Source organism: Mesorhizobium sp. WSM4841, assembly GCF_055811515.1.
In genome coordinates, this window is record NZ_JBVVQC010000016.1 from 105,773 (window position 1) to 128,058 (window position 22,286).

General features: G+C 62.6%; 22 protein-coding genes and 1 pseudogene. 11 read left to right on the forward strand and 12 right to left on the reverse strand.

Going from position 1 to position 22,286, the window contains the following annotated elements:
* Position 1 precedes the first annotated feature (1 nt).
* The 3 genes from AC0L14_RS19840 to AC0L14_RS19850 are packed head-to-tail and all read left to right on the forward strand — an operon-like array spanning position 2 to position 2,108.
* On the forward strand, positions 2 to 679 hold the full coding sequence (locus tag AC0L14_RS19840) for an amino acid ABC transporter permease (RefSeq protein ID WP_473750470.1): 678 nt from the start codon (positions 2 to 4) through the stop codon (positions 677 to 679).
* The gene (locus AC0L14_RS19845; protein WP_473750471.1) at positions 676 to 1,350 is read left to right on the forward strand and encodes an amino acid ABC transporter permease; all 675 of its coding nucleotides are present in this window, start codon (positions 676 to 678) and stop codon (positions 1,348 to 1,350) included. The genes AC0L14_RS19840 and AC0L14_RS19845 overlap by 4 nt, the downstream gene beginning before the upstream one ends.
* A gap of 29 nt (positions 1,351 to 1,379) precedes the next feature.
* A complete protein-coding gene (locus AC0L14_RS19850) occupies positions 1,380 to 2,108 on the forward strand; it encodes an amino acid ABC transporter ATP-binding protein (RefSeq protein WP_473750491.1) in 729 nt (242 codons plus the stop codon).
* Positions 2,109 to 2,256: 148 nt separating this feature from the next.
* On the opposite strand, the gene AC0L14_RS19855 is transcribed toward AC0L14_RS19850, so the two are convergent.
* Positions 2,257 to 3,258 (reverse strand): NADP-dependent oxidoreductase, encoded by a 1,002-nt coding sequence (locus tag AC0L14_RS19855; protein ID WP_473750472.1) that lies wholly within the window; start codon positions 3,256 to 3,258, stop codon positions 2,257 to 2,259.
* 126 nt (positions 3,259 to 3,384) lie between these two features.
* On the opposite strand from AC0L14_RS19855, the gene AC0L14_RS19860 reads away from it, so the two are divergent.
* Both AC0L14_RS19860 and AC0L14_RS19865 read left to right on the forward strand, forming a co-directional pair.
* Positions 3,385 to 3,987 carry a TetR/AcrR family transcriptional regulator gene (locus tag AC0L14_RS19860; RefSeq protein ID WP_473750473.1) on the forward strand — a complete coding sequence of 201 codons (603 nt, stop codon included), beginning with the start codon at positions 3,385 to 3,387 and terminating at the stop codon, positions 3,985 to 3,987.
* Positions 3,984 to 4,850, forward strand: coding sequence for an alpha/beta fold hydrolase (locus tag AC0L14_RS19865; RefSeq protein ID WP_473750474.1), 867 nt, complete (start codon positions 3,984 to 3,986; stop codon positions 4,848 to 4,850). Before AC0L14_RS19860 ends, AC0L14_RS19865 begins: the two co-directional genes overlap by 4 nt.
* 132 nt (positions 4,851 to 4,982) lie before the next feature.
* On the opposite strand, the gene AC0L14_RS19870 is transcribed toward AC0L14_RS19865, so the two are convergent.
* The 3 genes and pseudogenes from AC0L14_RS19870 to AC0L14_RS19880 all read right to left on the reverse strand — a co-directional run bounded on the left by AC0L14_RS19870 (position 4,983) and on the right by AC0L14_RS19880 (position 8,578).
* Complete coding sequence (locus AC0L14_RS19870) at positions 4,983 to 6,041, reverse strand: Gfo/Idh/MocA family protein (protein WP_473487495.1); 1,059 nt, start codon at positions 6,039 to 6,041, stop codon at positions 4,983 to 4,985.
* A gap of 77 nt (positions 6,042 to 6,118) precedes the next feature.
* Positions 6,119 to 6,903: pseudogene (locus tag AC0L14_RS19875) on the reverse strand (ThuA domain-containing protein).
* A gap of 193 nt (positions 6,904 to 7,096) precedes the next feature.
* On the reverse strand, positions 7,097 to 8,578 hold the full coding sequence (locus AC0L14_RS19880; RefSeq protein ID WP_473750475.1) for a DUF2778 domain-containing protein: 1,482 nt from the start codon (positions 8,576 to 8,578) through the stop codon (positions 7,097 to 7,099).
* A 503-nt stretch (positions 8,579 to 9,081) separates the two neighbouring features.
* On the opposite strand from AC0L14_RS19880, the gene AC0L14_RS19885 reads away from it, so the two are divergent.
* On the forward strand, positions 9,082 to 9,510 hold the full coding sequence (locus tag AC0L14_RS19885; RefSeq protein WP_473485608.1) for a hypothetical protein: 429 nt from the start codon (positions 9,082 to 9,084) through the stop codon (positions 9,508 to 9,510).
* A 62-nt stretch (positions 9,511 to 9,572) separates the two neighbouring features.
* Here the strand turns inward: AC0L14_RS19885 and AC0L14_RS19890 are convergent, their stop codons facing one another.
* Positions 9,573 to 11,012 carry an FAD-binding oxidoreductase gene (locus tag AC0L14_RS19890; protein ID WP_473641174.1) on the reverse strand — a complete coding sequence of 480 codons (1,440 nt, stop codon included), beginning with the start codon at positions 11,010 to 11,012 and terminating at the stop codon, positions 9,573 to 9,575.
* 287 nt (positions 11,013 to 11,299) lie between these two features.
* Here AC0L14_RS19890 and AC0L14_RS19895 point away from each other — a divergent pair, with 287 nt between their 5' ends.
* The gene (locus tag AC0L14_RS19895) at positions 11,300 to 11,563 is read left to right on the forward strand and encodes a hypothetical protein (protein ID WP_473641176.1); all 264 of its coding nucleotides are present in this window, start codon (positions 11,300 to 11,302) and stop codon (positions 11,561 to 11,563) included.
* 529 nt (positions 11,564 to 12,092) lie between these two features.
* A complete protein-coding gene (locus AC0L14_RS19900) occupies positions 12,093 to 12,392 on the forward strand; it encodes a hypothetical protein (protein WP_473526922.1) in 300 nt (99 codons plus the stop codon).
* Positions 12,393 to 12,455: 63 nt separating this feature from the next.
* Here AC0L14_RS19900 and AC0L14_RS19905 read toward each other — a convergent pair whose 3' ends face one another.
* From AC0L14_RS19905 to AC0L14_RS19915, 3 genes are read right to left on the reverse strand one after another with little or no spacing between them, the layout of a single operon-like run.
* On the reverse strand, positions 12,456 to 13,679 hold the full coding sequence (locus AC0L14_RS19905; protein ID WP_473750476.1) for an NAD(P)/FAD-dependent oxidoreductase: 1,224 nt from the start codon (positions 13,677 to 13,679) through the stop codon (positions 12,456 to 12,458).
* Positions 13,676 to 14,389 (reverse strand): methyltransferase domain-containing protein, encoded by a 714-nt coding sequence (locus AC0L14_RS19910; protein ID WP_473750477.1) that lies wholly within the window; start codon positions 14,387 to 14,389, stop codon positions 13,676 to 13,678. Before AC0L14_RS19910 ends, AC0L14_RS19905 begins: the two co-directional genes overlap by 4 nt.
* Positions 14,386 to 15,453, reverse strand: coding sequence for a type III polyketide synthase (locus AC0L14_RS19915; protein ID WP_473750478.1), 1,068 nt, complete (start codon positions 15,451 to 15,453; stop codon positions 14,386 to 14,388). The genes AC0L14_RS19910 and AC0L14_RS19915 overlap by 4 nt, the downstream gene beginning before the upstream one ends.
* Positions 15,454 to 16,104: 651 nt before the next feature.
* Between AC0L14_RS19915 and cueR the strand changes: the two genes are divergently transcribed.
* From cueR to AC0L14_RS19930, 3 genes are all read left to right on the forward strand, one after another.
* Entirely contained in the window at positions 16,105 to 16,503 is a 399-nt protein-coding gene (gene cueR / locus AC0L14_RS19920) for a Cu(I)-responsive transcriptional regulator (RefSeq protein ID WP_123148164.1), read from the forward strand.
* Complete coding sequence (locus AC0L14_RS19925; protein ID WP_244602786.1) at positions 16,500 to 17,048, forward strand: cytochrome c; 549 nt, start codon at positions 16,500 to 16,502, stop codon at positions 17,046 to 17,048. The genes cueR and AC0L14_RS19925 overlap by 4 nt, the downstream gene beginning before the upstream one ends.
* A 109-nt stretch (positions 17,049 to 17,157) precedes the next feature.
* Positions 17,158 to 17,832 (forward strand): phytochelatin synthase family protein, encoded by a 675-nt coding sequence (locus AC0L14_RS19930; protein ID WP_473750479.1) that lies wholly within the window; start codon positions 17,158 to 17,160, stop codon positions 17,830 to 17,832.
* A gap of 236 nt (positions 17,833 to 18,068) precedes the next feature.
* Here the strand turns inward: AC0L14_RS19930 and doeB are convergent, their stop codons facing one another.
* The 4 genes from doeB to eutB are packed head-to-tail and all read right to left on the reverse strand — an operon-like array spanning position 18,069 to position 22,286.
* Positions 18,069 to 19,070, reverse strand: a complete 1,002-nt coding sequence (gene doeB / locus AC0L14_RS19935; protein ID WP_473750480.1) for a N(2)-acetyl-L-2,4-diaminobutanoate deacetylase DoeB — start codon at positions 19,068 to 19,070, stop codon at positions 18,069 to 18,071.
* Positions 19,071 to 19,075: 5 nt separating this feature from the next.
* The gene (gene doeA, locus AC0L14_RS19940; RefSeq protein ID WP_473641188.1) at positions 19,076 to 20,266 is read right to left on the reverse strand and encodes an ectoine hydrolase DoeA; all 1,191 of its coding nucleotides are present in this window, start codon (positions 20,264 to 20,266) and stop codon (positions 19,076 to 19,078) included.
* Positions 20,267 to 20,304: 38 nt separating this feature from the next.
* Complete coding sequence (gene eutC, locus AC0L14_RS19945; protein WP_473641190.1) at positions 20,305 to 21,297, reverse strand: ectoine utilization protein EutC; 993 nt, start codon at positions 21,295 to 21,297, stop codon at positions 20,305 to 20,307.
* A complete protein-coding gene (eutB, locus tag AC0L14_RS19950; protein ID WP_473750481.1) occupies positions 21,294 to 22,286 on the reverse strand; it encodes a hydroxyectoine utilization dehydratase EutB in 993 nt (330 codons plus the stop codon). Before eutB ends, eutC begins: the two co-directional genes overlap by 4 nt.

The following is a 22,286-nucleotide window of genomic DNA, read 5'->3' on the forward strand; positions in this document are numbered from 1 at the left end:
GATGCTCGAAAATTTCAGCTTCCGCACCATCGTCGAATATCTGCCCCTGTTCGGGCAGGGCCTCGTCACGACCGTGTGGCTGTCTGCCCTCGCCTTTGCCGGGGCGCTCGCCGTCGGCATCGTGCTCAGCGCCATGAACCTGCAGCGCGGCTGGATGTTTCGCGTCCCGGCCAAGGCCTATATCGACGCGGTGCGCGCCACGCCCTTGCTGGCGCAGCTCTATTTCCTCTATTTCGGCCTGCCCCGGCTCGGCATCATCCTGCCTGAGCTCGTCGTCGGCATTCTCGCTCTGTCGCTGAACAGCGGCGCCTATGTCGCCGAGATCATCCGCGCCGGCATCCTGTCGATCCCGCGCGGCCAGGTCGAGGCCGGCGTCGCTTCGGGAATGACCTATGTCCAGCGCATGCGGCTGGTCATCCTGCCGCAGGCGTTCAAGGTGACGATCCCGCCGCTGCTCGGCCAGGCGATCGTGCTGGTCAAGGATTCCGCTCTGCTTTCGCTGATCGCGGTCGCCGAACTGACGCGCGCCGGACAATTGCTCGCCTCCGACCGCTTCATGCCGGCGGAAGGTTTTATCACCATCGCCGCCTTCTACCTGCTGCTCTATTACGGGCTGAAGGGACTGGCGGCGCTGTCCGGGCGCTGGCTCGGATTGCAGCCGGCAAGGAGCAGCACATGATCTGGCAGCAGCTGCAAAGCCTCGCCGGCAGCTATCCCCTCGCCTTGCGCGGCCTCGGCATGACCGTGGTGCTGTCGCTGATCAGCCTGATGCTGGGCACGCTGATCGGCTTTGGCCTCGGCATCCTGCGGACCGGCGGCAACCGGCTGATCAGCGGCGCGATCGGCGCCTGGGTCGACCTGATCCGCGGCACGCCGTTCCTGGTGCAGATCTTCCTGATCTTCTTCATCCTGCCGGAACTCGGCATCGAGCTAGACGCCTTCACCGCCGGCATCATCGCGCTGACCAATCTGGCCGCCTGCTTCATCTGCGAGATCGTCGTCGCCGGCATCCGCTCGGTGCCGACCGGCCAGGTCGAGGCGGCGCTGGCGTCCGGCCTGTCGCGCTGGCAGCGCATGCGCCAGGTGGTGCTGCCGCAGGCGATGCGCATCGTGCTGCCGCCGCTGGTCGGGCAATATGTGCTGCTGATCAAGGATTCCTCTGTTGTTTCGGCCATCGGGCTCACCGACCTCACCCGCGTCGGCTGGCTGGTGGTGCAGCGTGTGCCAAACGGCCTGCTGGTCTTCTTCCTCGTCGGCCTCGGCTATTTCATCGTCTGCTATCCGCTGATCATGCTGGCGCGCCGGCTGGAGCAGCGCATGGGTGCGGCCCATGGCGAGGTGCAGTTATGACGTCGAACCGCAGCAAAAATGGTACCGGCATGATCGAGTTTCGCGGCGTCAACAAATGGTTCGGCCCGCTCAATGTGCTCAGGGATATCACGCTCAGCGTCGAGCCGCGCGAAGTGGTCGTCGTCTGCGGGCCGAGCGGCTCGGGCAAGAGCACCTTGATCCGCTGCATCAACGGTCTGGAGACGATCCGCGACGGCGACCTGGTGGTCGACGGCCAGCGCCTCGGTGATCCCGCCACCAACATGACGCGGCTGCGCACCGAGATCGGCTTCGTCTTCCAGTCGTTCAACCTCTACCCGCACAAGACCGTACTCGAGAACGTGACGCTGGCGCCGATCCATGTGCGCAAGATCCCGCGCACTGAGGCCGAGAAGGCTGGACGCGAGCTGCTTGCCAAGGTCGGCCTTGCCGACAAGGTCAACGCCTATCCGGCGCAACTCTCCGGCGGTCAGCAGCAGCGCGTGGCGATCGCCCGCTGCCTCGGCATGCGTCCCAAGATCATGCTGTTCGACGAGCCGACCTCGGCGCTCGACCCCGAGATGATCTCGGAAGTGCTCGACGTCATGGTTGCGGTCGCCGAGGAAGGCATGACCATGATGGTGGTTACCCACGAAATGGGCTTTGCCCGCAAGGTCGCCCAGCGCGTGGTATTCATGGACGCCGGCGCCATCGTCGAGAGCGGCACGCCCGACGAGTTCTTCTCGCACCCCAAGTCCGACCGCAGCCGCGCCTTCCTAAGCAAGATCCTGCGGCATTAGAGTTCTAGCTCAACTCAGTTGGCTGGCTGCCGATGGCGAGATGGGCGGATAGTGTCGAACAGTCCGCAACTATGCCCATCGCGACGCTTGGGTAGAACATCATTTGGCGATGCCGGAAGCGAAGGTCGTCGCCTGGAGCCTTGCAAAACTATTTGATCTTGATGACAACCTTACCCTTGGCGCGGCCCTGCTCGATGTAGGCCAGGGCCTCATTGGTCTGCTCAAGCGGGAAGACGCGATCTATAACCGGGCGGATGACGCCCGTTTCGATGAGAGACGTGATTTTGGTCAACTGCTCCCCATTGGCCGCCATGAACAGGAACGAATATTGGACACCTGCGCGTTTGGCCCGCCTCCTGATGCCGGCGCTCAAAAAGCGCATGACCAAGTTCAGCACCACGCTCAGACCCTTCTCCCTGGCAAACCCAGCATCGGGCGGACCGGAGATCGAAACGGCGACGCCGCCTGATTTCAACACACGCAGGGACTTTTCGAGGGTCTTGTTGTCCTGGCTGTTCAGGACGACGTCGTAGCCCGAGAGGACTTTCTCGAAGTCATCCTTCTTGTAGTCGATGATGACATCGGCGCCCAATTTCCTAACCATCTCCGTGTTCGACGCGCTTGTTGTCGTGGCGACCGTCGCGCCGAGGTGCTTTGCCAATTGAATGGCGAATGTTCCCACTCCGCCGGAGCCCGCCTGAATGAAGACCTTCTGTCCTTTCTTCAGCTTCGCTCTTTCAACCAGCGCCTGCCAAGCGGTCAGCCCCACCAGGGGAATGGACGCAGCCTCTTCCATACTGAGGTTCTTCGGCTTCAGGGCCACGTCCGCATCATTAATGGCGATGTATTCAGCGAAAGTCCCGACCCGACCGTCGCGCGGTCGCGCGTAGACCTCGTCGCCCGGTTTGAACTGTCGGACCTTCGAGCCGACGCGAATGACCGTGCCAGCCACGTCATGGCCTGCAACGAAGGGCGGGCGATAGGGCAGGATGAGTTTGAATTCTCCGTCCCTGATCTTGGAGTCCAGCAGATTGAGGCTGGCGGCATGGATCTGCACCAGCACGTCATTCTCCCCTACTTCCGGCTCCGGAACCTCTCCAGGCCGCAGGGGAGCGTTCTTTGCGTATCGATCGACGATGAAGGCCTTCATTGTAGCTTTCCCAAATTGAGGAGACCAAGAGCGCCCGATCGACATCTCCGATGCGCCGCGCTATTGCATTACGATCACTTAATGATAATATGATCGTAATGCAATAGCTGATTGAAGGAGAAAAACATGCGCTACGAGAAGGGCAGGAAGGAAGCATCGCGGCAGCGGATCATGGATGTGGCGACCGAGCGGTTTCGCTCCGACGGCATCGCTGCATCAGGTCTCGCAGGCATCATGGGCGAGGCGGGACTGACCAATGGAGCTTTCTATCCCCATTTTCCGTCCAAGGCGGCGCTTGTGCGTGAGAGTTTGGCGGCCGCCCTGGAGGTTCAGGCGGTCCAGATTCGGGAGCTATTGGCCGCCGGTGGCGTGTCAATGGCCATCGACGTGTATCTGTCGGCGGAACACCGAGACAATCCAGGCAAAGGTTGCGCTTCAGCCGCGCTGTTGCCCGAAATTGCGCGTGAGCCGGTCGAGACGCGCCAAGTCTACGCCGAACACCTGCTCAAGCTCGTACGCCAGGTGGCGGCCGAATTGACGCCCGACGCCCGAGACCCCGAGGCTGTCGCATTCGGTGTCTTCGCGACCCTGATCGGCACGCTTGAGCTGTCCCGCGCGGTGAACGGAACCGAACTGTCCGATCGCATTCTTGAGGCTGGCGCGGTAGCGGCGAAGGCGTTGCTCCAGCCCCGCGAGAACGACAAGCCAGAAGAAGGGAAACCATCATGAACGTGCATCATCTGTCGCGACCTGCGGCGATCATCAAACACAGGGACGTGCCGACGAAAACGGTTGACGTCGGCGGTACGAAATTCGCCTACCGGGAACTTGGGCCCACAACCGGGGTACCGGTGATCTTTCTTACCCATCTGAGTGCGGTTCTCGACAATTGGGATCCCCGGGTCGTCGATGGTATTGCCGCAAAACGGCGAGTTATCACCTTCGATAACCGTGGTGTTGGTGCATCAGGCGGGTCCACTCCCAACACGGTGGAGGCGATGGCCCGCGACGCGATCGCCTTCATCCGGGCCCTCGGTTTCGAGCAGGTCGACCTGCTCGGCCTGTCTCTTGGCGGCTTCATCGCCCAGGCGATTGTTCAGCTGGAGCCTGATCTGGTTCGCAAGATCATACTCGCGGGAACCGGCCCGGCCGGTGGTGTCGGCATCGACAAGGTGACGTTCGTCACCATCTTCGACATGATCCGCGCCGCGCTGACCATCAAGGACCCAAAGAACTACCTCTTCTTCACCCGAAGCCCCAACGGCAAGAAGGCGGCGCGCGAGTTTCTGCAGCGATTAAAGGAACGGACCAATGACCGCGACAAGCCCATCGCGCTCGGCGCCTTCAACCAGCAGCTCAAGGCGGTCCGTGCCTTTGGCCAGGAGCGCCCTGCCGACCTGTCGCGTATCCGGCACCCGGTCCTCGTGGTGAATGGCGATCACGACAGAATGGTGCCCACCAGCAATTCCGTCGACATGGCACGGCGCTTTCCCAATGCCGAGCTGGTCCTGTACGAGGACGGCGGGCATACGGCCATTTTTCAGTATCACGACGCCTTCGTGAAAAAGGCCCTGGACTTCCTCGAGGCCTAACGGCGCTTGGTCCGATCCATCGGGTGACGACTAGCTGTCGTCTGCAACGCAAGGTTGAAGGTCTGTAGCGGACGAAGACTGCGCAGGACCTGGGTTCCTCACCCCCACCTCGCCGGGGCGAGGAACCCAAGCTTATTGTGTATCCGCATGGGCCCTGAGCTCTGCCCGCTTCTCGTCGGAGACGACGGCGAGGTCGAGCACCTTCTGCAATTCAGCCGCGTGGCGGAACGACGGCTCAGGCGGAACGCCCGTGCGCACCGCATCGACAAAGCGCTGGTAGTTGGTCGGCACCGTTCCGGCATCGAGAACCTGCCATTTGGCGTTCTCAATGTCCTCGCCCATGCACGCTTTCAGCTCCGAGTTTTTCAGATTGTGCACGACCTCGATGCCGCCCTTGTCGCCATAGATGCGCAGCCGCAATTCGTTGAGATGACCGGTTGCCCAGCGGCTGGCATGGACGACGCCGAAGGCGCCGTTGCTGAAATCCAGCGCCATGGTGAAACTGTCGTTGGCGTCGAGCTCGTACTCGCCGATCCGGTTGCCGGGCGCCTTGTCGAACGACCTGAGGCGGCAGAACACATGGTCGACGTCGAGCGCCGCGCCATAGCTGGCAAAATCGAGGATGTGGATGCCGACATCGCCCAGCACGCCATTGGAGCCGTGGCCGCGCGACAGCCGCCAAAGCCATTTCGGATCGGTGCGCCAGTCGCCCCAGAATTTGGAAACCAGCCAGCTCTGCAGATAGGACGCTTCGACATGCCTGATCTGGCCGATCTCGCCGGCCAGCACCATGGTGCGCGCCTTCTGCAGCGGGGCGACGTTGCGATACGTCAAGTTGACCATGTTGATGATGCCGGCTTGCTCGGCGGCATCGGCCATTTCACTGGCCCTCTGGTAATTTTCGGCCAGCGGTTTTTCGCACAGCACCGGCTTGCCCGCCGCGATCAGCATCATGGTGGTCGGATGGTGGATGCGATCCGGCGTCACGTTCGCCACCGCGTCGAACTTGTCCCATGCGAGCGCGTTTTCCAGCGACGCGAACCGGTTGGGGATACCGTAGCTGTCCGAAAACTTGTCGACACGCGCGCGGTCGAGATCGACGGCGCCGACCAGCTCGACGCCTTCGATCTTGCTGAACTGCCTGGCGTGCTCTTCCGCCATCCAGCCGGTGCCGAGTATCAGGAGACGCATGATTCTTATCCTTAGGATGAGGCTTTATCTTCTTGTTCGACCGTGGATTTTCCGAACCGAAGGTTCGGGATCATGGTCTAGCGATAGCCGGCTTCGCCCTCGGCATGGAGTTTTCCGCCGCGCTCGACGATCGGCTCGAGCGCCTTTTCCACCGGCACGTTCGGCGCGTCGAGGATGGCCGGATTTGAGCCCTGCGGGTTGTGCGCCCATTTCACCGCATTGCGCAGCACCTTTTGGACTTGTTGTCGTGGTAGGTCGGATAGGTCTCGTGACCTGGCCTGAAATAGAAGATGTTGCCGGCGCCGCGGCGCCAGGTCAGCCCCGACCGGAACACTTCGCCGCCCTGGAACCAGGAGATGAACACCGTTTCCAGAGGCTCCGGCACGGCGAACTGCTCACCATACATCTCCTCGTTCTCGAGCTCGAAATACTCGCCGATCCCGGCAGCGATCGGATGGTTGGGGCTTGTCACCCAGAGCCGCTCGCGCTCACCGGCCTCGCGCCATTTCAGCGTGCAGGGCGTGCCCATCAGTTTCTTGAATATCTTCGAGAAATGGCCGGAATGAAGGACGATCAGCCCCATGCCTTCCCAGACGCGTCGCGCCACGCGCTCGACGACTTCGTCGGCGACCGCGCCATGGTCCTTGTGTCCCCACCACACGAGCACATCGGTTTGGGCCAAACGGTCGGCCGGCAGGCCATGCTCCGGTTGCTCAAGGGTCGCCCACGATACGGAAATTTCGGGGTCGAGCTCCAGCGCGTCGGCGATCGTCGCGTGCATGCCCTCGGGGTAGATCCCCGCGACCACCTCGTTGGTCCGCTCATGGATATTCTCGCCCCAAACGACAGCGCGTACAGTCATGACTTCCTCTCGATTGGTTGAAGCCGCTGCCCCGGTTACCGGTCAGTCATAGTATCCCTGGACCGGATTGAAAACCTTCGAGATTGGCCGAAATGCCCCACAGCTTCGTCATCAACTCTGAGGAAGCCACGAAGGACCGCCGCGAGGACCTACGCGCCGCGCCCTTCCGACGCGACCTGCATTAGCGGCTTGATCAGCCGCGCACGACGAGACGCTTGATCTTGCCCTTCTTGAAGGCGGCGAGGAAGCGGGCGTAGTCTTTGAAGGCGACGCAGCCGCTCGATTCCGCGCGGCCGCCGCGCAGCAGGTAGGTGTGGGCAAGAAAGCCGTCGCGGCCATATTTGTTTTTGCCGTCGATAGGAGTGAGGCGCAGGGCCTCCACCCCATGGAAGCGCGATTCGCGCAGCCTCAAATCGTAGGTGTGGGGCGGCGTCGGGCCGGCATTCTTCCGGTTGGCATAGCGCGGCTGGTCGGCCATCGAGCCCCGTCCCGAATGCGCCTCGAGCCGTGAGCCGTCCGGCATATAGACGGTTTTCGCCGAGATGTCGTAGACGGCGACGCCGCTGCCCACGCCGGGCCTGCTGAACAGGTTGCGGAAGGCCCCGCCGCCCGCCGGGCTGTCGGGCTTAGCATAGGCCAGCATGTCTGCGGCTTTCGACCGCTTGGCCGGCTTGCCCGGGCTGCTTTGCATGCCCGGGCTGCCTTGCATGCTTGGCACAGCCGCTGACGACGAATTCCTCGGCGACAACGCTGGCGCCCGGGGTATCTCGACGTGCGGAGCGGTGGCGGCCTGCACCCTGTTGGCTTTGGATGGCTGAGATTGGGCCTTGGCGGCCTTCGATGCCTGGACCTTGGGCGCTTTGGCCTTGGGTGCGTCGACCTTGGGTGCGTCGACCCCGGGCGCCTCGTCTGACTGATCGATTTCCGCATGCGGGCGAAAGGTCGGCAAGGGAACGCTGTCGGACATCTCGTCCTGCGGCGGCAGCGAGGCCATCTGCACCTCGCCCTCTTGCGACGCAGCAGGGTCAGCCGTCGTCACTTGCGGCAGCACATCGATCATCTGTTCCGGCAATGCACTCGCTAGCGCCAGTGCCAGACGGGAGGATCGTTCGATTTCCGCAACCTCGGGCCCGAAGCGCACGGACGCGGCACCGTGCTGATCAGGCACCGGCTCCGCAAAGCGCGCTGCCGTTGGCAGACTGGCGACCGCAAACGGTGCGGCCCCGCCGGAGGCGCGGGCAAAGGCGGCAGCAAGCTTTTGCGGCGACAGCGCGGCTTTCGCCACCACGCTGTCGAAGCGCGCTTGCGGCGAGATTTCTGCGACAAGCGGCGCAGTATCCGGCTGCGCTAACGGCTTGAGACGCGCCGCTTTGCCTTCATGCACGAAGTTCGCGGCGGCCTGCGCGCAACCGGCATCACACCGATCGAGCAGCGACGCCTGGCGCTGCCGGCTTGCCAGTGACGGCGCCCACGAATTGGCCCATGAACTGGCAAGCGTGCGCTGGGGATCGGCGAGCGCGATGGTGCGCGGCGCGAGCAGGCTTGGCGGAAGACTGTTGGAGGCGGCGGTGAGCGAGGTTCCCACCGAATGGAGGCCGGCCACGGTCGCCACCGACCACAGAGCGATCGCAACGCCAACAATGGGAATCGCGGCCCAGCGCAGGCCGGGCCTCATCGAAGTAACTCCAGTATCAGGATTGTCACCCCGGTTTTTCAAACGCACAAACACCATACAACCAACCTCAATCGGCCTCGCGGCATGCGGGGCTCGCAGCCGTCACAATCACAGTCGCCTAGTGCCCCCAGCACGCTTCGCGTCTGTTGCCGATTGATTCAAAAGATGGACAAACTTGGTTAACCAATCCCTCTACCGATCGCCGATTGGGCGAAGGTCGATATCAAAAAAAGCTCCCTCCACGAGTATGAAAACGGCGGAAATGCCCGCCGTATCAGGCTTTGCTGCCCGTTTTTGCCGGCCGAGTCAAGAAACCGAAAGGATTAGACCTTGCCTGGCCGGGCGCCAGCTGAAGGCCGTTTCGGGATAAAAAGCGTCGCATCACCCGTGATCGTCTGCGCGCAGGCTGCGCTGCCGGGGCCGCCTTGCATACAGGTAAATTCGCTTGTGCTAATATACTGCGGTCATGCACGTTTGTGCGCGACCAACAAAGGGAGGATGCGATGGAAACCATGACTCGCAGGTCTGCAATTGCGCTCGGCGTCACGGCCGCCGCGGTTACGCCTCTATTCGCTTTGGCGAGATCCGCAACGGCCAAGGAGTACGGCCCGAATGAGGGCAAGGAGATTGCGCCCGGCGTCAGACTGGTGGAGGTCGGCACCGGCAACTCCGACATTCCCGCCTACAAGAGCATCTCGATTGTCGACATAGTCTTTCAGCCCGGAGCCGTCGCTCCTGAAATGGTCATGGACAACGACATGGTCTGCACGATCGCTGCCGGCGAATTCACGATCAAGAAAGCGGACAAGGAATTCAAACTTAGGGAAGGCGACATGTACACTTGCGCCAAGGGCAAGACCGACGGTGCCACGAACACAAGTGCCGTGGTCGGCGTGCATCGCGTTGCGATCTTGATACCTGCCAGCGCATGACCCGAAAAATGAGGCCCGCGTCCTCCGTCGGAGGCGCGGGCCTTGTCATTGCGTGCGCACGCCTATGCGGCGCGCAGGCTTTCCGCCGGGCGCAAATTCTGGTTCATGCGGAACAGGTTCAGCGGGTCATAACGCTGCTTGATTTCCAGAAGCCGCCGATAGTTGCCGCCATAGGCTGCTTCGACCCGGTCGACCTCGTCCTCGGGCATGAAGTTCACATAGGCCGTGCCGGCGGCATAGGGCCTGGCCGCCTCGTAAACACCGCGCGCCCAGTCGATGCAGGCGCGGTCCATTTCCGGTTCGCGCCAGCGGGCGTGAACATTCATGACGAAATGCGCGCTGCGTTGCGGAAACGCTGTTGCATCCGCTGTCACGCGGCCCGCGGCACCGCCGATATGAGCGAAGAATATCTCGCATTCAGGCCCCGGAAGCCGGGGTATCGCGGCCGTGACGACCTCGATCGCGCTGTCGGAAAGCTCGGTGAAGTCATGGCTCTTCCAATAGTTGCGGGCGCCGGGCGTCAGCAACGGATCGAATGCCTGCTCCCAGCCGGTGAACGGGTTGGGGCCGACGACATCGGCAATCGGTGTGCCGATGGCGCGAAGCCTTTGCGTCGCTTTCTCGCCCTCCTGAAGGTCGCCGCAATAGCACATGGCCAGGACCAGCACCTCCTTGCCATGCCATTCGGCCGGCAGGAACGGCAGCGGCGGCGCCTGCCGCATGACCACCCAGCAGGTCAGCTCATTGGGCGCTGCTTCGAGCGCGGCGCGGTATTCCCCCAACACGTTTTCGGCATCGGCGAAGGGATGAACGACAAGCCCCGACAGCACCTGCGGACCGACTTGGTGGAGCTTGAACTCGAAAGCCGTGACGACGCCGAAATTGCCGCCGCCACCGCGCAGCGCCCAGAACAGGTCCGGATTTTCGGTCTGGCTGGCGCGCAGCAGCTTGCCGTCGGCGGTAACCACATCGGCGCAGAGAAGATTGTCGATGGTCAGGCCGAATTTCCGCGTGATCCAGCCGAAGCCGCCGCCCAGCGTCAGGCCTGAAATGCCGGTGGTCGAGTTGATGCCGATCGGCACCGCCAATCCGAAGGCCTGTGTTTCCGCGTCGACATCGGCGAGCGTCGCCCCAGGTTCCACCCATGCCCGCCGCGTCGCCGGATCGACCCGCACCGATCTCATCGGCGACAGATCGATCATCAGGCCGCCATCGCAGACAGCGCTGCCGGCGATGTTGTGGCCACCGCCGCGAACCGCGACGAGCAGCCTGTTTTCCCGGGCAAAATTGACGGCGGCGATAACGTCGGCGGCGCCGGCGCAGCGCACGATCAGCCCGGGCCGCCGGTCGATCATGGCATTCCAGATGCTGCGTGCGTCGTCATAGGCGGCGTCGCCCTCCCTCAGCACAGTGCCGCGCAATTGTGCCGAAAGCGCGTCCAGGGCCGCGGCATCGACCGTCGTCTTGCCGCGATCAAGCGTGGTGAGGCTCATGCTATCCATGGCTTTCCTCCCGATTGTTTTTGAGCTGTTTTTCCCTCCACCCGTTTCGAAGTGTGCCCTTATGTTAGAAGACGCGCAAGTTCCTAGTCGCTTGCTGAGCGATATTGCGCAACCCGCCTACTGGTTAGCTCTCATTGAGACTAGCGGCTGGGTAAAAGCCCCGCCGGCGGGCCAAGCCGAGATGGGTGCTGGATCGCCGTAAGGCGGTCTCCGCCGGTTCGATCGAGGAACTACGCAGCGGTCCACGGAGTTAGGCGTATGAGCAACCAATGCAGAGGAGAGCTCTGATGGCACCGCGCAGAAAACCCGACGATCCGTCCGAAGGCCCGACCATCGAACAGCAGGATTGGGACGCGATCAAAGGCAGTAAAATTCTACCAGACAGCGTGCCGGGAAACGGCGACATCCGTTACGACATCGAGAAGGAGGCTGAACTGCCCGAGGAAGACGACGACAATCCGTACCAGGAAAGCGACGAGGCGCTGCCGGACGACGAAGAGGAACGCGCCATCTCGCGCAACCCCTCGAAGCAAGATATCGACGAGCCGTGAACAGCATTCAATAGCGGCTAATATCTCGACACGGTGATTTTGACAGGGTCGGGGCCGATCGGCAGCGAATGTCCACAGTCCCTTTCAGCGCCAACGCCCCCTCCCTCCCAGGGTCCCCGCGACATCGCTTTGCTCCTGCTCCGCCCTGGGACGACAAAAGGCGTGATGGCTGTGGCTAGTCGGCAGCGTTCGAGTTGGCGCTGGAGGCGGGGCGGCAGCGAACGGCGCAATCTGCAGCAACAGAAAAGACCCCGCGGGGAGGAGAAGCGCGGGGTCTTTGTCCGAATGCCGTCCGAACGGCTTTCATAGTCGCTGGAGTAGAACGACTGTGCTTCCAATCGTGGCCGGCGGATCTTGTTCCATCAAAACCGAAAAAGATGGCGCCCGTTTGCGGTTTCGCCAGCATTGCTGCTTGGATTGCCATCGGCCCAACCCGTCAATCACGATTTCTGTCTGGCGGAACAACGCCGAAAAACGCTCGGTGGATAGTTACTCGCAACCAGCGACGCAACTCCAATGGAGACTCACCATGATGAAGAAAATTCTTTCTGCAACGGTAGTCAGCATCGCCCTGGCCACTTCGGCGATGGCGCAATCAAACGGTACCGAATCCGGCACCAACGATCCGGGAGTGGCCACCGGGACAGGCACTGGCACCATGGCTCCCAGCACCGATAATGCAACTCCTGCCGATCCAAACGTAACCGGTTCAACAACCACAGGCTCCGACGGCATTGGTGACCGGTGTAAGGAAACGGCAGGGGTCGACGCGGATGCAAACGCCGCCAGTGGCACTGCAACTTCGGAAATGGAGAATTGCCCCAAGTGACAAAGCCAGCGCTTGTTGAGGTCGCTAGTACCTTGGTTTACGCATGACGCGCCGCACCACGTGTTAGACAAAGCCGGGAACTGGCTTTGTCTTGCCGCTCAGTTGCGCGCCCAATGTCAATGCCTGCGGAAAATTCCGGATAATTGCCGCCATCAAGATGGCGTTACCGGGGCGAAGGGCAATTCCGGCAATCGCTGCAGCGGCGTAGACCCGCGTCGAAAACAGTGTTTTCCAGGCCGCCTCATAGCGTCTGCCGGCAGCCTGCCGCCCTGCGCTGCCGCTTTGCGCGGATGCGAGTTCCGAAGCCAGCAGCCAGCCGGACTGAAGCGCCATCGAGATGCCCTCTGCGATGACAGGATGAGACTCTCCGGCTGCATTGCCGACGCGGAAGATATCCCGTTCGTAGCAGGAGCGAATTCCCGGCCGGATCGGACCTGCGGCAAGCCATGCACCGTCGGCGTGAGCTGACTCGAGGGCATCCCTGACACCCCGGCACGATTCCATCAGATGACGGGAGACCGCACTGGCGGCCGACAAATGGGTCTGCTGGTTGGGCCCAGGTTGTTTGCGCAACCGTGCGAGCATATCGCGCCGAATGCAGCACGAGATCGATAGTCGGCCATGATCTGCCGAAACCATGCCACCATAACCGCCGGGGAATACCAGCAGGGGCATCAAATCAGGCGCCAGGGACGACCCGATGAAATGCGCCTTGAAGCCGAGCAGGTCCGAAGGGCGGTTGGTCTTCCCGAGCTGGCTGGGCAGCGGTCCTGGTTCCCAGGAGCCGTGTGCGGCGACAATCACCGGCGCACGTAACATCGTCGTTTCGTTTCCGCCTTGAATTCGCACCATTTGCATCTCGCCATCCCGGTCGATGGCGACGGCGCGGCAAGGCTGAAAGATCTCGACGCCCGCCGATCGCGCCGCCTGCAAAAGCAGACAGTCGAGAATGTCTCGGCCGAGCGCCCGGCCGAAACCATCTTTTTTCTCGCAGGGCCCATCGTTTGCAGGAGGCATTGGCGCCTCGACACTCGCATCGCCGCAAAAGAAGCCGACACGGCGGATTTCGGGGCCGGCATTGGCACGCCACGCTTCACCGATCTCCAACTGCTCCAGAAGCGCAAGATTGCTTGCCGATATGTACTCGCCGCAGACCTTGCGGCGCGGGAAGACGCTCTTTTCCACAATAGCCACGGCCCATCCGCGCCGGGCCAGCGTGAGCGCGACGGATGTGCCGGCCGGGCCGGCGCCTATGATGATCGCGTCATGGGTCAACAATCGCGTCATAGGTCATGACCGCCGCTGGCGCCGACGAAAATGTGGGAAAAAAGGCCGGCGCGCCGTTCCTCGACCGGTTTGCCGTTTGCCGCAAGCCAGAGGCTGGAAAGCTCGCTGCCGCGAAAGCCGGCACGCACGCTTTGAGCCGCGTCGTTTCGTGTCACGTCATTGGCGCCGATTGCCGGCAGAAGACGCGTCGCGGCCAACGCCAGTTTCGTCCGCAACGGCTCTGTCGCCACGAGCAGCGGGGTCTTCGGCGCCATCAGCGAAAACAGGCGCACGAGCTTGGCATCATCGAAATGGTGCAGAAACAGATTGACGGTGATCGCGTCGAAACGTGTGCCCTCATTCTTTCTCGCCCAGTCGAAGACATCGGCGGTGACGCCTTCGATCGTCCATCCCAGCCTGTCAAAATCACCACGCAACTGCGCGGTGATGAGGTCGACGCGGTCGAGCATTACCAGTTCGACCCCAGGCCAATGCCCGGCCATGCGTCGCGCTACCGCCAGCATGAAGGAGCCATCGCCGGCGCCGATCTCCAGAATCCGGCGTGGCGGCCTTGGCACAAAATTCCTGAGCAGCGACGCCATGATCTTTGCCTGAAACATCAGCGCGTTGATCCAACGGAGGTCGCGGCGCGCGGCAAGCGCTCGCGGATCGTCGCCCGCAAGCCCGTCGAGGATTTCCGGCTCAAGCTGACGGTGCTCCAGGCCGCTCATGACACCGTTCGGAAAAGCATGGTTTCGGCTGTCAGCCCGGGTCCGAACGACATGCCGCAGCCGAGCAGGCCTGGTGGCGCCTTCAACATCTCTCTCATCACGAACATGACGGTCGCGGACGACATGTTTCCATATCGGCGCAACACCTCGCGCGATGGCTCCAGCGCGGCGGGCGCGAGTTTCAGGGCTCGTTCGACGGCGTCGAGGACCGAACGTCCACCCGGGTGCACGGCCCAGAGGTCGATCGCCTCGGTCGGCCGGTCGCCGAGGATGGCGTCCTGGTTGCTCCGCAACGCTTCATGGATCGCTGCCGGGACCTGGCCGGAAAGAACCATTTCGAAACCGTGGTCGCGAATGCTCCAGCTCATCAGGTCCCGCCGCTCGTCCGCCACGATACAGTAAAAGCTTTCGAGCTCGATGCCGTGCGGCTCGGCGGTGACGAGCGCAGCCGCACAGCCATCGCCCCAGAGGCAGAACGACAACAGCTTTTCCAGTTCGCTGGTTTCCCGCAGATGCATCGTGCAAAGTTCGATATTGACCAGCAGGACTCTGGCCTGCGGGTCGGAGCGGACGATGTGGCGGGCAAGCTTGAGGCCGTTGATCGCCGCATAGCAGCCCATGAACCCGATCATCGTGCGTTCGACCCTTTCCGGCAGGCCGCATCGCGCAACCAGCTCCAGGTCGATGCCCGGCGCTGAAAAACCGGTGCAGGTGGTAACGATAAGATGGGTGATGCAGGAAACGCCGCCACCAAGCTCTAATCCGTCGACGCCTTTTTTCGCCAGAACAGGTGCGGCATGACAGAACATTGCCATTCTCTCGGCCGTTCCAGGAAAGGCGCCCCGGATGAACCTCCCGGCCAGGTCTGCTGATGGTCCTTCGGGGTCGCCGGCAGGTGCAAAGCAGGAATAGCGGTGCTCGATGCCGGCAAGGTCAGCCATGCGTTTGAAAATTCTTCGGCGATCGGCCGCAAGCATGGAGGCCGCGAAACGCAGATAGAATTGATGAACCTCGTGCTCCGGCACCGCTGTCGCGATCCGGTTGATATACGCTTTGGCCGGCATATTCTGTCTCCTCGGCGTTGTGCACGGTATACTTTGGGCCACCGCCGGAGGTTGTTTGGTCATCAGCACCAGATGTGGACATCAGGTTTTGAGTGTTATTCGATGAACGTTTCAGAGAACTGATTTCATCCCAAGGTTCAGCATGTGCTGTTTGCCAGGCGATGCTTCGGTTCGCCGGCACTAGGAACATAGGATCCATCACCGAGGCGTCCACCGAAGAGCCCGCGCTTCGGGCCGAGACGCCATTGCGTCCAGCCCTCACTGGGCGCGGTCTTTTTGCTGATCGATGGAACATTAGCGAATACTAACAGTTGTAGGATCACAGCGAGTATCTCCCGGATATTGGCTGCGGGATCGGGGCCCGTACCCCGGTCGGCCCGCGCTCCTCCAGAAGCGCGGGCTTCCCCGATGCTAAGAACAATTGCCTGCTTGAATACCCTCCAAGACCCAGCGCTCTCATCTGACGCCGCGTTTCCTGCCTTGAGCGGGTGACGTCCGCATCCGCTCGACTTTGCGTCGTTCCGCATGGTCCCAATCTACCGCTCGAGCCCTTTCCCAGCTGAGAGGGGCTGTGGCGCGTGAAAATCACCACAGCGGTTGACCTTCCAGCAGATGGAAGGTCTATTTTCCATGCAAACGGAGATTTTCATCATGAACATCGGCATCGCATCCGAGAAATCCGGCCTGCCGTCCAAGACGATACGTTACTACGAGGACATCGGGCTTTTGCGCCCGGCCCGGACAGACAATGGGTATCGTGACTATTCGGTAGCCGACATCCACCGCCTCCGGTTTCTGCAGCGCTCGCGCAGCCTGGGTTTTTCGGTCGACGAATGCCGCCAGTTGCTGTCGCTCTATCAAGACAAGGACCGCGAGAGCGCCGACGTCAAATCTATCGCAGAAGCCAAGTTGCGGGAGATCGACAGGAAGCTCGCCGAACTCGTGGGATTGCGTGGCCTGCTTCATCATTTGGTCGAGCACTGTCATGGCGACGAGAGGCCGGACTGCCCGATCATCGACGAATTGGCGGGAGAGGGCATGGTCCAGTGAAGTGGACCGCCGTGGTGATGCTGTCGCTTGCCTGCGCCTCCGCGGTGGTGGCCGCGGCCGGACCTGACCCAATCGTCGCGACGCGCCAGTCGTCGATGAAGGAGATGGCCGCTGCCGCAAAGACGATCGCCGGGATGTTCGATGGCAAGCTGGCCTATGACGCTGCGGCGTTCAAGGCGGCGGCCGGGACGTTACGTGCCCGCACCGGCCCTGCCCTCATTGCGGAATTTCCCAGCGCGACATTGGGTGCGCCTTCGGGCGCCAGGTTGGAAATCGACCAGGCCCGTTCGGAATTCGAGGCGCTGGCCCGTCACATCGGGACGCTGGCCAGCACGCTGGCCGCCAAGGCCGAGCGGGCGCCCGCCAGCATCACCGACGACATGAGGATGGATTCCGGCCCGGCGATGGGCGGCGGCAGCTTGCTTGGCAAGCGGCCGGCAGCGGCGGAAGCCGATCCTGCCAAGGCTCCCGCCGAGCACCTCCTGCATCTTATCCTGCAGGATTGCTCAAGCTGTCATTCGAAGTTTCGGCAGAAGGTCCTGTGATCGCCGACCGATCCGCGAGATCACTGGATGGCTGACCGGCCGGATGCGGCTTGATTGACGTTGCGGCGCCTTTTCTTCAATGTCCTATGCCTGCTCCCAGGTTTCAGCAATGAAGCGCAGTCTCGCTTTCGGTGTGATTGTCGGCAGTGTGATCGCCGTCGGCCTGCTGGGCGGCAGCGCAATTTTGATTGCTGGTCAGTCCAGAGTCTCGCAAGGTGCAATCCGGTCGTCGGTTACCCGCACCCCTGAATTGATTGACAGTGCCTGGAATCTCCCGGTGGCTGTCACTTTCAATGCCGATGTCACATGGCAATCAAACGGATCAAGGTGCGGCCCGGCAAGCGTTGCAAACACATTCCGCTCCATCGGCGAAGAGGAGACAACCGAAGCCGAAGTCCTCGCGGGAACCGGAAAGTGCTGGACAGGCTTTTGCATCATCGGGCTCACGCTGGACGAGCTTGCCGAGGTCGCTCGAACGAACACCAAGCGGAAGGTCTCCGTGCTTCGGAATCTGAGCGCTGATGCGTTTCGCGAGCACATGAGGCGCGCCAACGATCCCGGCCGCCGCTACATCGTCAACTTCACCCGTGAGAAGATTTTCGGCGCCGGCAGCGGCCATTTTTCCCCGGTCGGAGGGTATCTGGAGGCCGAGGACATGGTCTTCGTCCTCGACGTAACCAAGGACTACAAGCCCTGGCTGATCGAGCTTGAGCGCCTGTTCTCAGCCATGAACACAATCAACAGCGATGGCGACAAAAAGCGCGGCTTACTGCTTATCGAGTAGCACGGTCGCAAGCAGTTTCGCAGACCGCCAACGAGCGTAGTGCCTCGGCTCGGCCGCCAGCGCTGGGGCAATCTCGCCTGCTGCAAAAGGCGGTCAGGGATGCGCGGGTCGAGGCGCTGTCGGGCTTCCGCAAGGAAGTCGCCGGCGGTAGCTATCCAGCGACGCCGAAGTCGCCGGCATTGCAGAAGCCGCGCTTGAGGAATTTCGCACGTATCCCAGAAGCGATTGCCTTGCCTTCAATCGACGAGCACAGCGACCACGGCGGCGCAGTCACCCGCATTGACCAGTCCGGGAAAATGGCGTGCGGCCAGAAGGCCGGACATTGTTGCCCTGATCTCTTGAGGTGCGGCACCGGTGCGGCCGATGGAGTGGATGCGCGCCAGGACCTGGCCCTCTTCGACCGGCTCGCCGAGATCGATCATCGTCTCGATCATCCCGTCGTCCTCGGCGAATGAGAAGCAATCGCCCGACGGCATGTCCAGCCAGCGGGTCGGCTGCATCTCGACCGCACCGGCGACAATGCCGGCATGGCGCAGCACATTGAGCACGCCGCGACGGGCGATCCGCACCGTTTCCGCGCGCGAGGTGCCGCCGCCGCCAAGCTCGGTGGTTATGAACAGCTTTCCCATCTCTTCGGCGGCAGTGTCGAACATGCCGACCGCATCGATCTCCAGCATCTTCATCGACCACGGTGCCGAGAACGCCTCGACCGCGGCGAAGCCTTTCGCTTCCAGCACCTTGTCGGGCCGGATATGGGCGGCGCAGAACGGCACGAAGTCGAGCGTCTTGCCGCCGGAATGGAAGTCGAGCGCGATGTCGGTGCGCGGCAAAAGTTCGCGCTGGAAGTAATCCGCGATCTTCTCGGTCACCGTCCCGTCGGGCCGGCCGGGAAAGCTGCGGTTGAGATTGCCCTTGTCGATCGGCGAGGTGCGGGTGCCGGCACGGAAGGCCGGATAGTTCATCGCCGGCACGATAATCACCGTGCCGCTGACTTGCTTCGGATCGAGCGTGCGGGCGAGATCATAAAGCGCCAGCGGCCCCTCATATTCGTCGCCATGATTGCCGCCGGTGAGCAATGCGCTCGGCCCGCTGCCGTTGCGGATCACGCAGATCGGGATCATCACCGATCCCCAGGCGGAATCGTCACGGCTGTAGGGCAGCCGCAGGAACCCGTGCTGCACGCCGTCGCGGTCGAAATCGACGGTCGGCGTAATCGGTGATGGGCGAAGGTGGGACATCGGGCTCAATCCTTCACCACCAGCTTACGTGGCACATTGGCCAGGCACTCGACCCCTGTCTCGGTGATCAGGATGGATTCGGTGATCTCGAGCCCCATCGTCTCCAGCCACAGGCCGGTCATGAAATGGAAGGTCATGCCCGGCTTCAGTTCGGTGCGGTCGCCGGGACGCAGGCTCATCGTACGCTCGCCCCAGTCCGGCGGATAGGAAAGCCCGATCGGATAACCGGTGCGGTTGTCCTTGACGATGCCGTATTTCTTCAGCACCGCAAAGAAGGCATTGGCGATGTCTTCGCATGTATTGCCGGGCTTTGCCGCGGCCAATCCCGCCTCCATGCCTTCCAGCGTCGCCTTTTCGGCATCGAGGAATTCCTGCGTGGGTTTACCAAGGAACACAGTCCGGGAAAGAGGACAATGGTAGCGGTTATAGCAGCCGGCGATCTCGAAGAAGGTGCCCTCGCCCGATTTCATCGGCCTGTCGTCCCAGGTCAGATGCGGCGCCGACGCATCGGCGCCCGACGGCAGCAGCGGTACGATCGCCGGATAGTCGCCCCCAATCTTTCCGTCTGGCCCGTCGACGCCGCGCGTGCCGGCATCATATATCTCGGCGACCAGATCGCATTTGCGCATGCCGACTTCGATCTTGTCGACGATGCGCTGGTGCATCACTTCCACGATGCGGGCGGCCTTGCGCATATAGTCGATCTCGGTCGGGCTCTTCACCGCGCGCTGCCAATTGACGAGTGCCGTGGCGTCGACGAAGCGGGCGTTGGGCAGATGCTTCTGCAGCGACGCGAAGGCAGCGGCCGAGAACCAGTAATTGTCCATCTCGACACCGATGCTGAGCTTGCCCCAGCCGCGATCGGCCAGCACCTGCGCGAGAAAATCCATCGGGTGGCGTTCGGTCGACTGCACATAGTGGTCGGCATAGCCGACGATGTTGTCATGGGCGAGATAGGCGGTGCGCTTGGCGCCGTTGGCGTCCTGGCCGCGCCCGTACCACACCGGTTCGCCCGACGGCGGCACGATGACAGCCTGGTGCACATAGAACGACCAGCCATCATAGCCGGTCAGCCAGGCCATGTTGGACGGATCGCTGACAACAAGCAGATCGACGCCCTTGGCCTCCATGGCCTTCCGTGTCTTGGCGAGGCGGTCCGCATATTCGCCGCGCGAGAATTTCAAATTAGGCTGCATTTTCTTGGTCCTCGTTTGTTGGGCCTTGCGGCCCAGCATCAGCTTTCGAAAATCGTACCGGTGTTGGCCGCCCGGGCACGGTCGCGGGCGAGCGTGGCGATCGCCGTGTCCTGCACGCCGGTGCCGGTCAGGTCGGCGATGGTGATGTCGCTGGCCGAGCGCCGGCCATGTCTTTCGCCGGCGATGATCTGGCCGAGTTCGGTAATCTCGGCATCGGCCGCCATCACGCCCGTCGCGATGGCATGATGCAGTTCGCCCAGCAGCCGCGTCTGTTTCGCGCTGTCGGCGACGTAGAGATCGGCCATGCGCAGGATCGCCGGCGCGATCTCGTTCTTGTGCTCGGCGTCCGAGCCCATAGCGGTGATGTGTTGGCCGGCCGAGATGAAGCCGGCCTTGATCAGCGGCTCGGTCGACGGCGTCGTGGTGACGATGATGTCGGCGCCGGCCGCCGCCGATGCCGCATCGGGGTCCGCACGCACGACGATGCCTAGTTTTTCGCGCAATGTGTCCGCCGCGGCTTCGGCCTTGGCGGCGTCCCTGGCCCAGATGCGGGCCTCGGCGATCGGCCGCACCAGCATAAGCGCCTCGAGCTGCAGCCCGGCTTGGACGCCGGCGCCGAAGATCGCGGCGATCGAGGAGTCCGATCGCGAAAGGTGTTTAGCCGCGACCGCTCCGGCGGCGGCGGTACGGATGTCGGTCAAATAGCCGTTGTCGAGCAGCAGAGCGTCGACCAGCCCTGTTTTTGACGACAGCAGCACCATCATGCCGTTGACGCTGGGCAGGCCGAGCTTCGGATTGTCGAAGAAGCCGGGACTGATCTTGATCGCAAAACCGTCGATCCCAGGCACATAGGCGGTCTTGACGTCGACCTCGCCGCGATGCTCGGGAATGTCGAGCCGCAGGATCGGCGGCATCGCCACCGGCAAGGTGGCGAGCGCTCGGAACGCATCTTCGACGCAGGCGACGGCATCGAGATCGAGCTTCACGATCCCGCGCAGTTCGGCTTCGGTGAGTATCGTCATCCGGCTCATGCGGCGCTCTCCTCAATTGCTTCGCCACAGATGATTTTCCTGTGCAGCGTCATGTCGATGTTGCGGCCCGACAGAATGAGCACTGTGGTGCCGCTCGCCCTGACCTTGCCGGCAAGCACGGCGGCGACGCAAACCGCGCCGGCGCCTTCGACGATCTCGCGCTCCTGTTCATAGGCATGGCGGATGCCGGCGGCGATCTCGTCCTCGCTGAGCAGGATTACGTCGTCGAGCAGGTCGCGGCACATCGAGAAGGTCAGCCGGTTGTCGAGGCCGACGCCGCCGCCGAGCGAATCCGCAAGCGTTGGCAGTTCCTCGACCAAAACTGGATGTCCGGCGTCGAGGCTCGCCTTCATCGCCGCACCCCGCGCCATCGAAACGCCGATGACCTTCGTGCCGGGGCTGACGCCCTTCACGGCAGCGGCGACACCCGCCGCCAGCCCGCCGCCGGAAAGCGGCACCAGCACCAAAGCGGCGTCCGCAACCTGCTCGATGATCTCCAGCCCGAGCGTGCCTTGCCCGGCGATGATATCAGGATGGTCGAAGGGCGGCAGCATGACCAGCCCCTCTTCCGCGACCAGCCGTTCGACCTCCTGCTGCGCATCGTCCTGGCTGTTGCCGACAATGCGGATCTCGGCGCCGAGCCGGCGGATCTCGTCGAGCTTATTCTGCGGCACGAGTCGCGACATGCAGATCGTCGCGCGCATGCCTTCGAGCTTCGCCGCGTGGGCCAGCGCCCGGCCGTGATTGCCGGTCGAGGCGGCGACCACGCCACGCGCCTTCTCCTCGGCGTTCAGCGAAGCAATGGCGTTCGAGGCGCCACGCAGCTTGAAGCTGCCGGTGGTCTGCCGATGTTCGAGCTTGAGATAAACGGGCGCGCCCAAGTGCCCGGAAAGACTCGGGGAAAGCACGGTCGGCGTGCGCTCGACCTTGCCTGCGACGCGCTCGCGCGCGGCGCGGATGTCGGAGAGGGTGATAGGCGCAAGTGTCAT

What these genes read in the sequence shown, in the direction of transcription:
- AC0L14_RS19845 (WP_473750471.1), top strand. Translation starts at nt 676, where the DNA reads ATGATCTGGCAGCAGCTGCAAAGCCTCGCCGGCAGCTATCCCCTCGCC.
- cueR (WP_123148164.1), top strand. Translation starts at nt 16,105, where the DNA reads ATGAACATCGGCATCGCATCCGAGAAATCCGGCCTGCCGTCCAAGACG.
- AC0L14_RS19860 (WP_473750473.1), top strand. Translation starts at nt 3,385, where the DNA reads ATGCGCTACGAGAAGGGCAGGAAGGAAGCATCGCGGCAGCGGATCATG.
- AC0L14_RS19890 (WP_473641174.1), bottom strand. Translation starts at nt 11,012, where the DNA reads ATGGATAGCATGAGCCTCACCACGCTTGATCGCGGCAAGACGACGGTC.
- doeB (WP_473750480.1), bottom strand. Translation starts at nt 19,070, where the DNA reads ATGTCCCACCTTCGCCCATCACCGATTACGCCGACCGTCGATTTCGAC.
- AC0L14_RS19840 (WP_473750470.1), top strand. Translation starts at nt 2, where the DNA reads ATGCTCGAAAATTTCAGCTTCCGCACCATCGTCGAATATCTGCCCCTG.
- AC0L14_RS19910 (WP_473750477.1), bottom strand. Translation starts at nt 14,389, where the DNA reads ATGAGCGGCCTGGAGCACCGTCAGCTTGAGCCGGAAATCCTCGACGGG.
- AC0L14_RS19905 (WP_473750476.1), bottom strand. Translation starts at nt 13,679, where the DNA reads ATGACGCGATTGTTGACCCATGACGCGATCATCATAGGCGCCGGCCCG.
- AC0L14_RS19855 (WP_473750472.1), bottom strand. Translation starts at nt 3,258, where the DNA reads ATGAAGGCCTTCATCGTCGATCGATACGCAAAGAACGCTCCCCTGCGG.
- AC0L14_RS19885 (WP_473485608.1), top strand. Translation starts at nt 9,082, where the DNA reads ATGGAAACCATGACTCGCAGGTCTGCAATTGCGCTCGGCGTCACGGCC.
- doeA (WP_473641188.1), bottom strand. Translation starts at nt 20,266, where the DNA reads ATGCAGCCTAATTTGAAATTCTCGCGCGGCGAATATGCGGACCGCCTC.
- AC0L14_RS19870 (WP_473487495.1), bottom strand. Translation starts at nt 6,041, where the DNA reads ATGCGTCTCCTGATACTCGGCACCGGCTGGATGGCGGAAGAGCACGCC.
- AC0L14_RS19930 (WP_473750479.1), top strand. Translation starts at nt 17,158, where the DNA reads ATGAAGCGCAGTCTCGCTTTCGGTGTGATTGTCGGCAGTGTGATCGCC.
- eutB (WP_473750481.1), bottom strand. Translation starts at nt 22,286, where the DNA reads ATGACACTTGCGCCTATCACCCTCTCCGACATCCGCGCCGCGCGCGAG.
- eutC (WP_473641190.1), bottom strand. Translation starts at nt 21,297, where the DNA reads ATGAGCCGGATGACGATACTCACCGAAGCCGAACTGCGCGGGATCGTG.
- AC0L14_RS19865 (WP_473750474.1), top strand. Translation starts at nt 3,984, where the DNA reads ATGAACGTGCATCATCTGTCGCGACCTGCGGCGATCATCAAACACAGG.
- AC0L14_RS19880 (WP_473750475.1), bottom strand. Translation starts at nt 8,578, where the DNA reads ATGAGGCCCGGCCTGCGCTGGGCCGCGATTCCCATTGTTGGCGTTGCG.
- AC0L14_RS19895 (WP_473641176.1), top strand. Translation starts at nt 11,300, where the DNA reads ATGGCACCGCGCAGAAAACCCGACGATCCGTCCGAAGGCCCGACCATC.
- AC0L14_RS19900 (WP_473526922.1), top strand. Translation starts at nt 12,093, where the DNA reads ATGATGAAGAAAATTCTTTCTGCAACGGTAGTCAGCATCGCCCTGGCC.
- AC0L14_RS19850 (WP_473750491.1), top strand. Translation starts at nt 1,380, where the DNA reads ATGATCGAGTTTCGCGGCGTCAACAAATGGTTCGGCCCGCTCAATGTG.
- AC0L14_RS19915 (WP_473750478.1), bottom strand. Translation starts at nt 15,453, where the DNA reads ATGCCGGCCAAAGCGTATATCAACCGGATCGCGACAGCGGTGCCGGAG.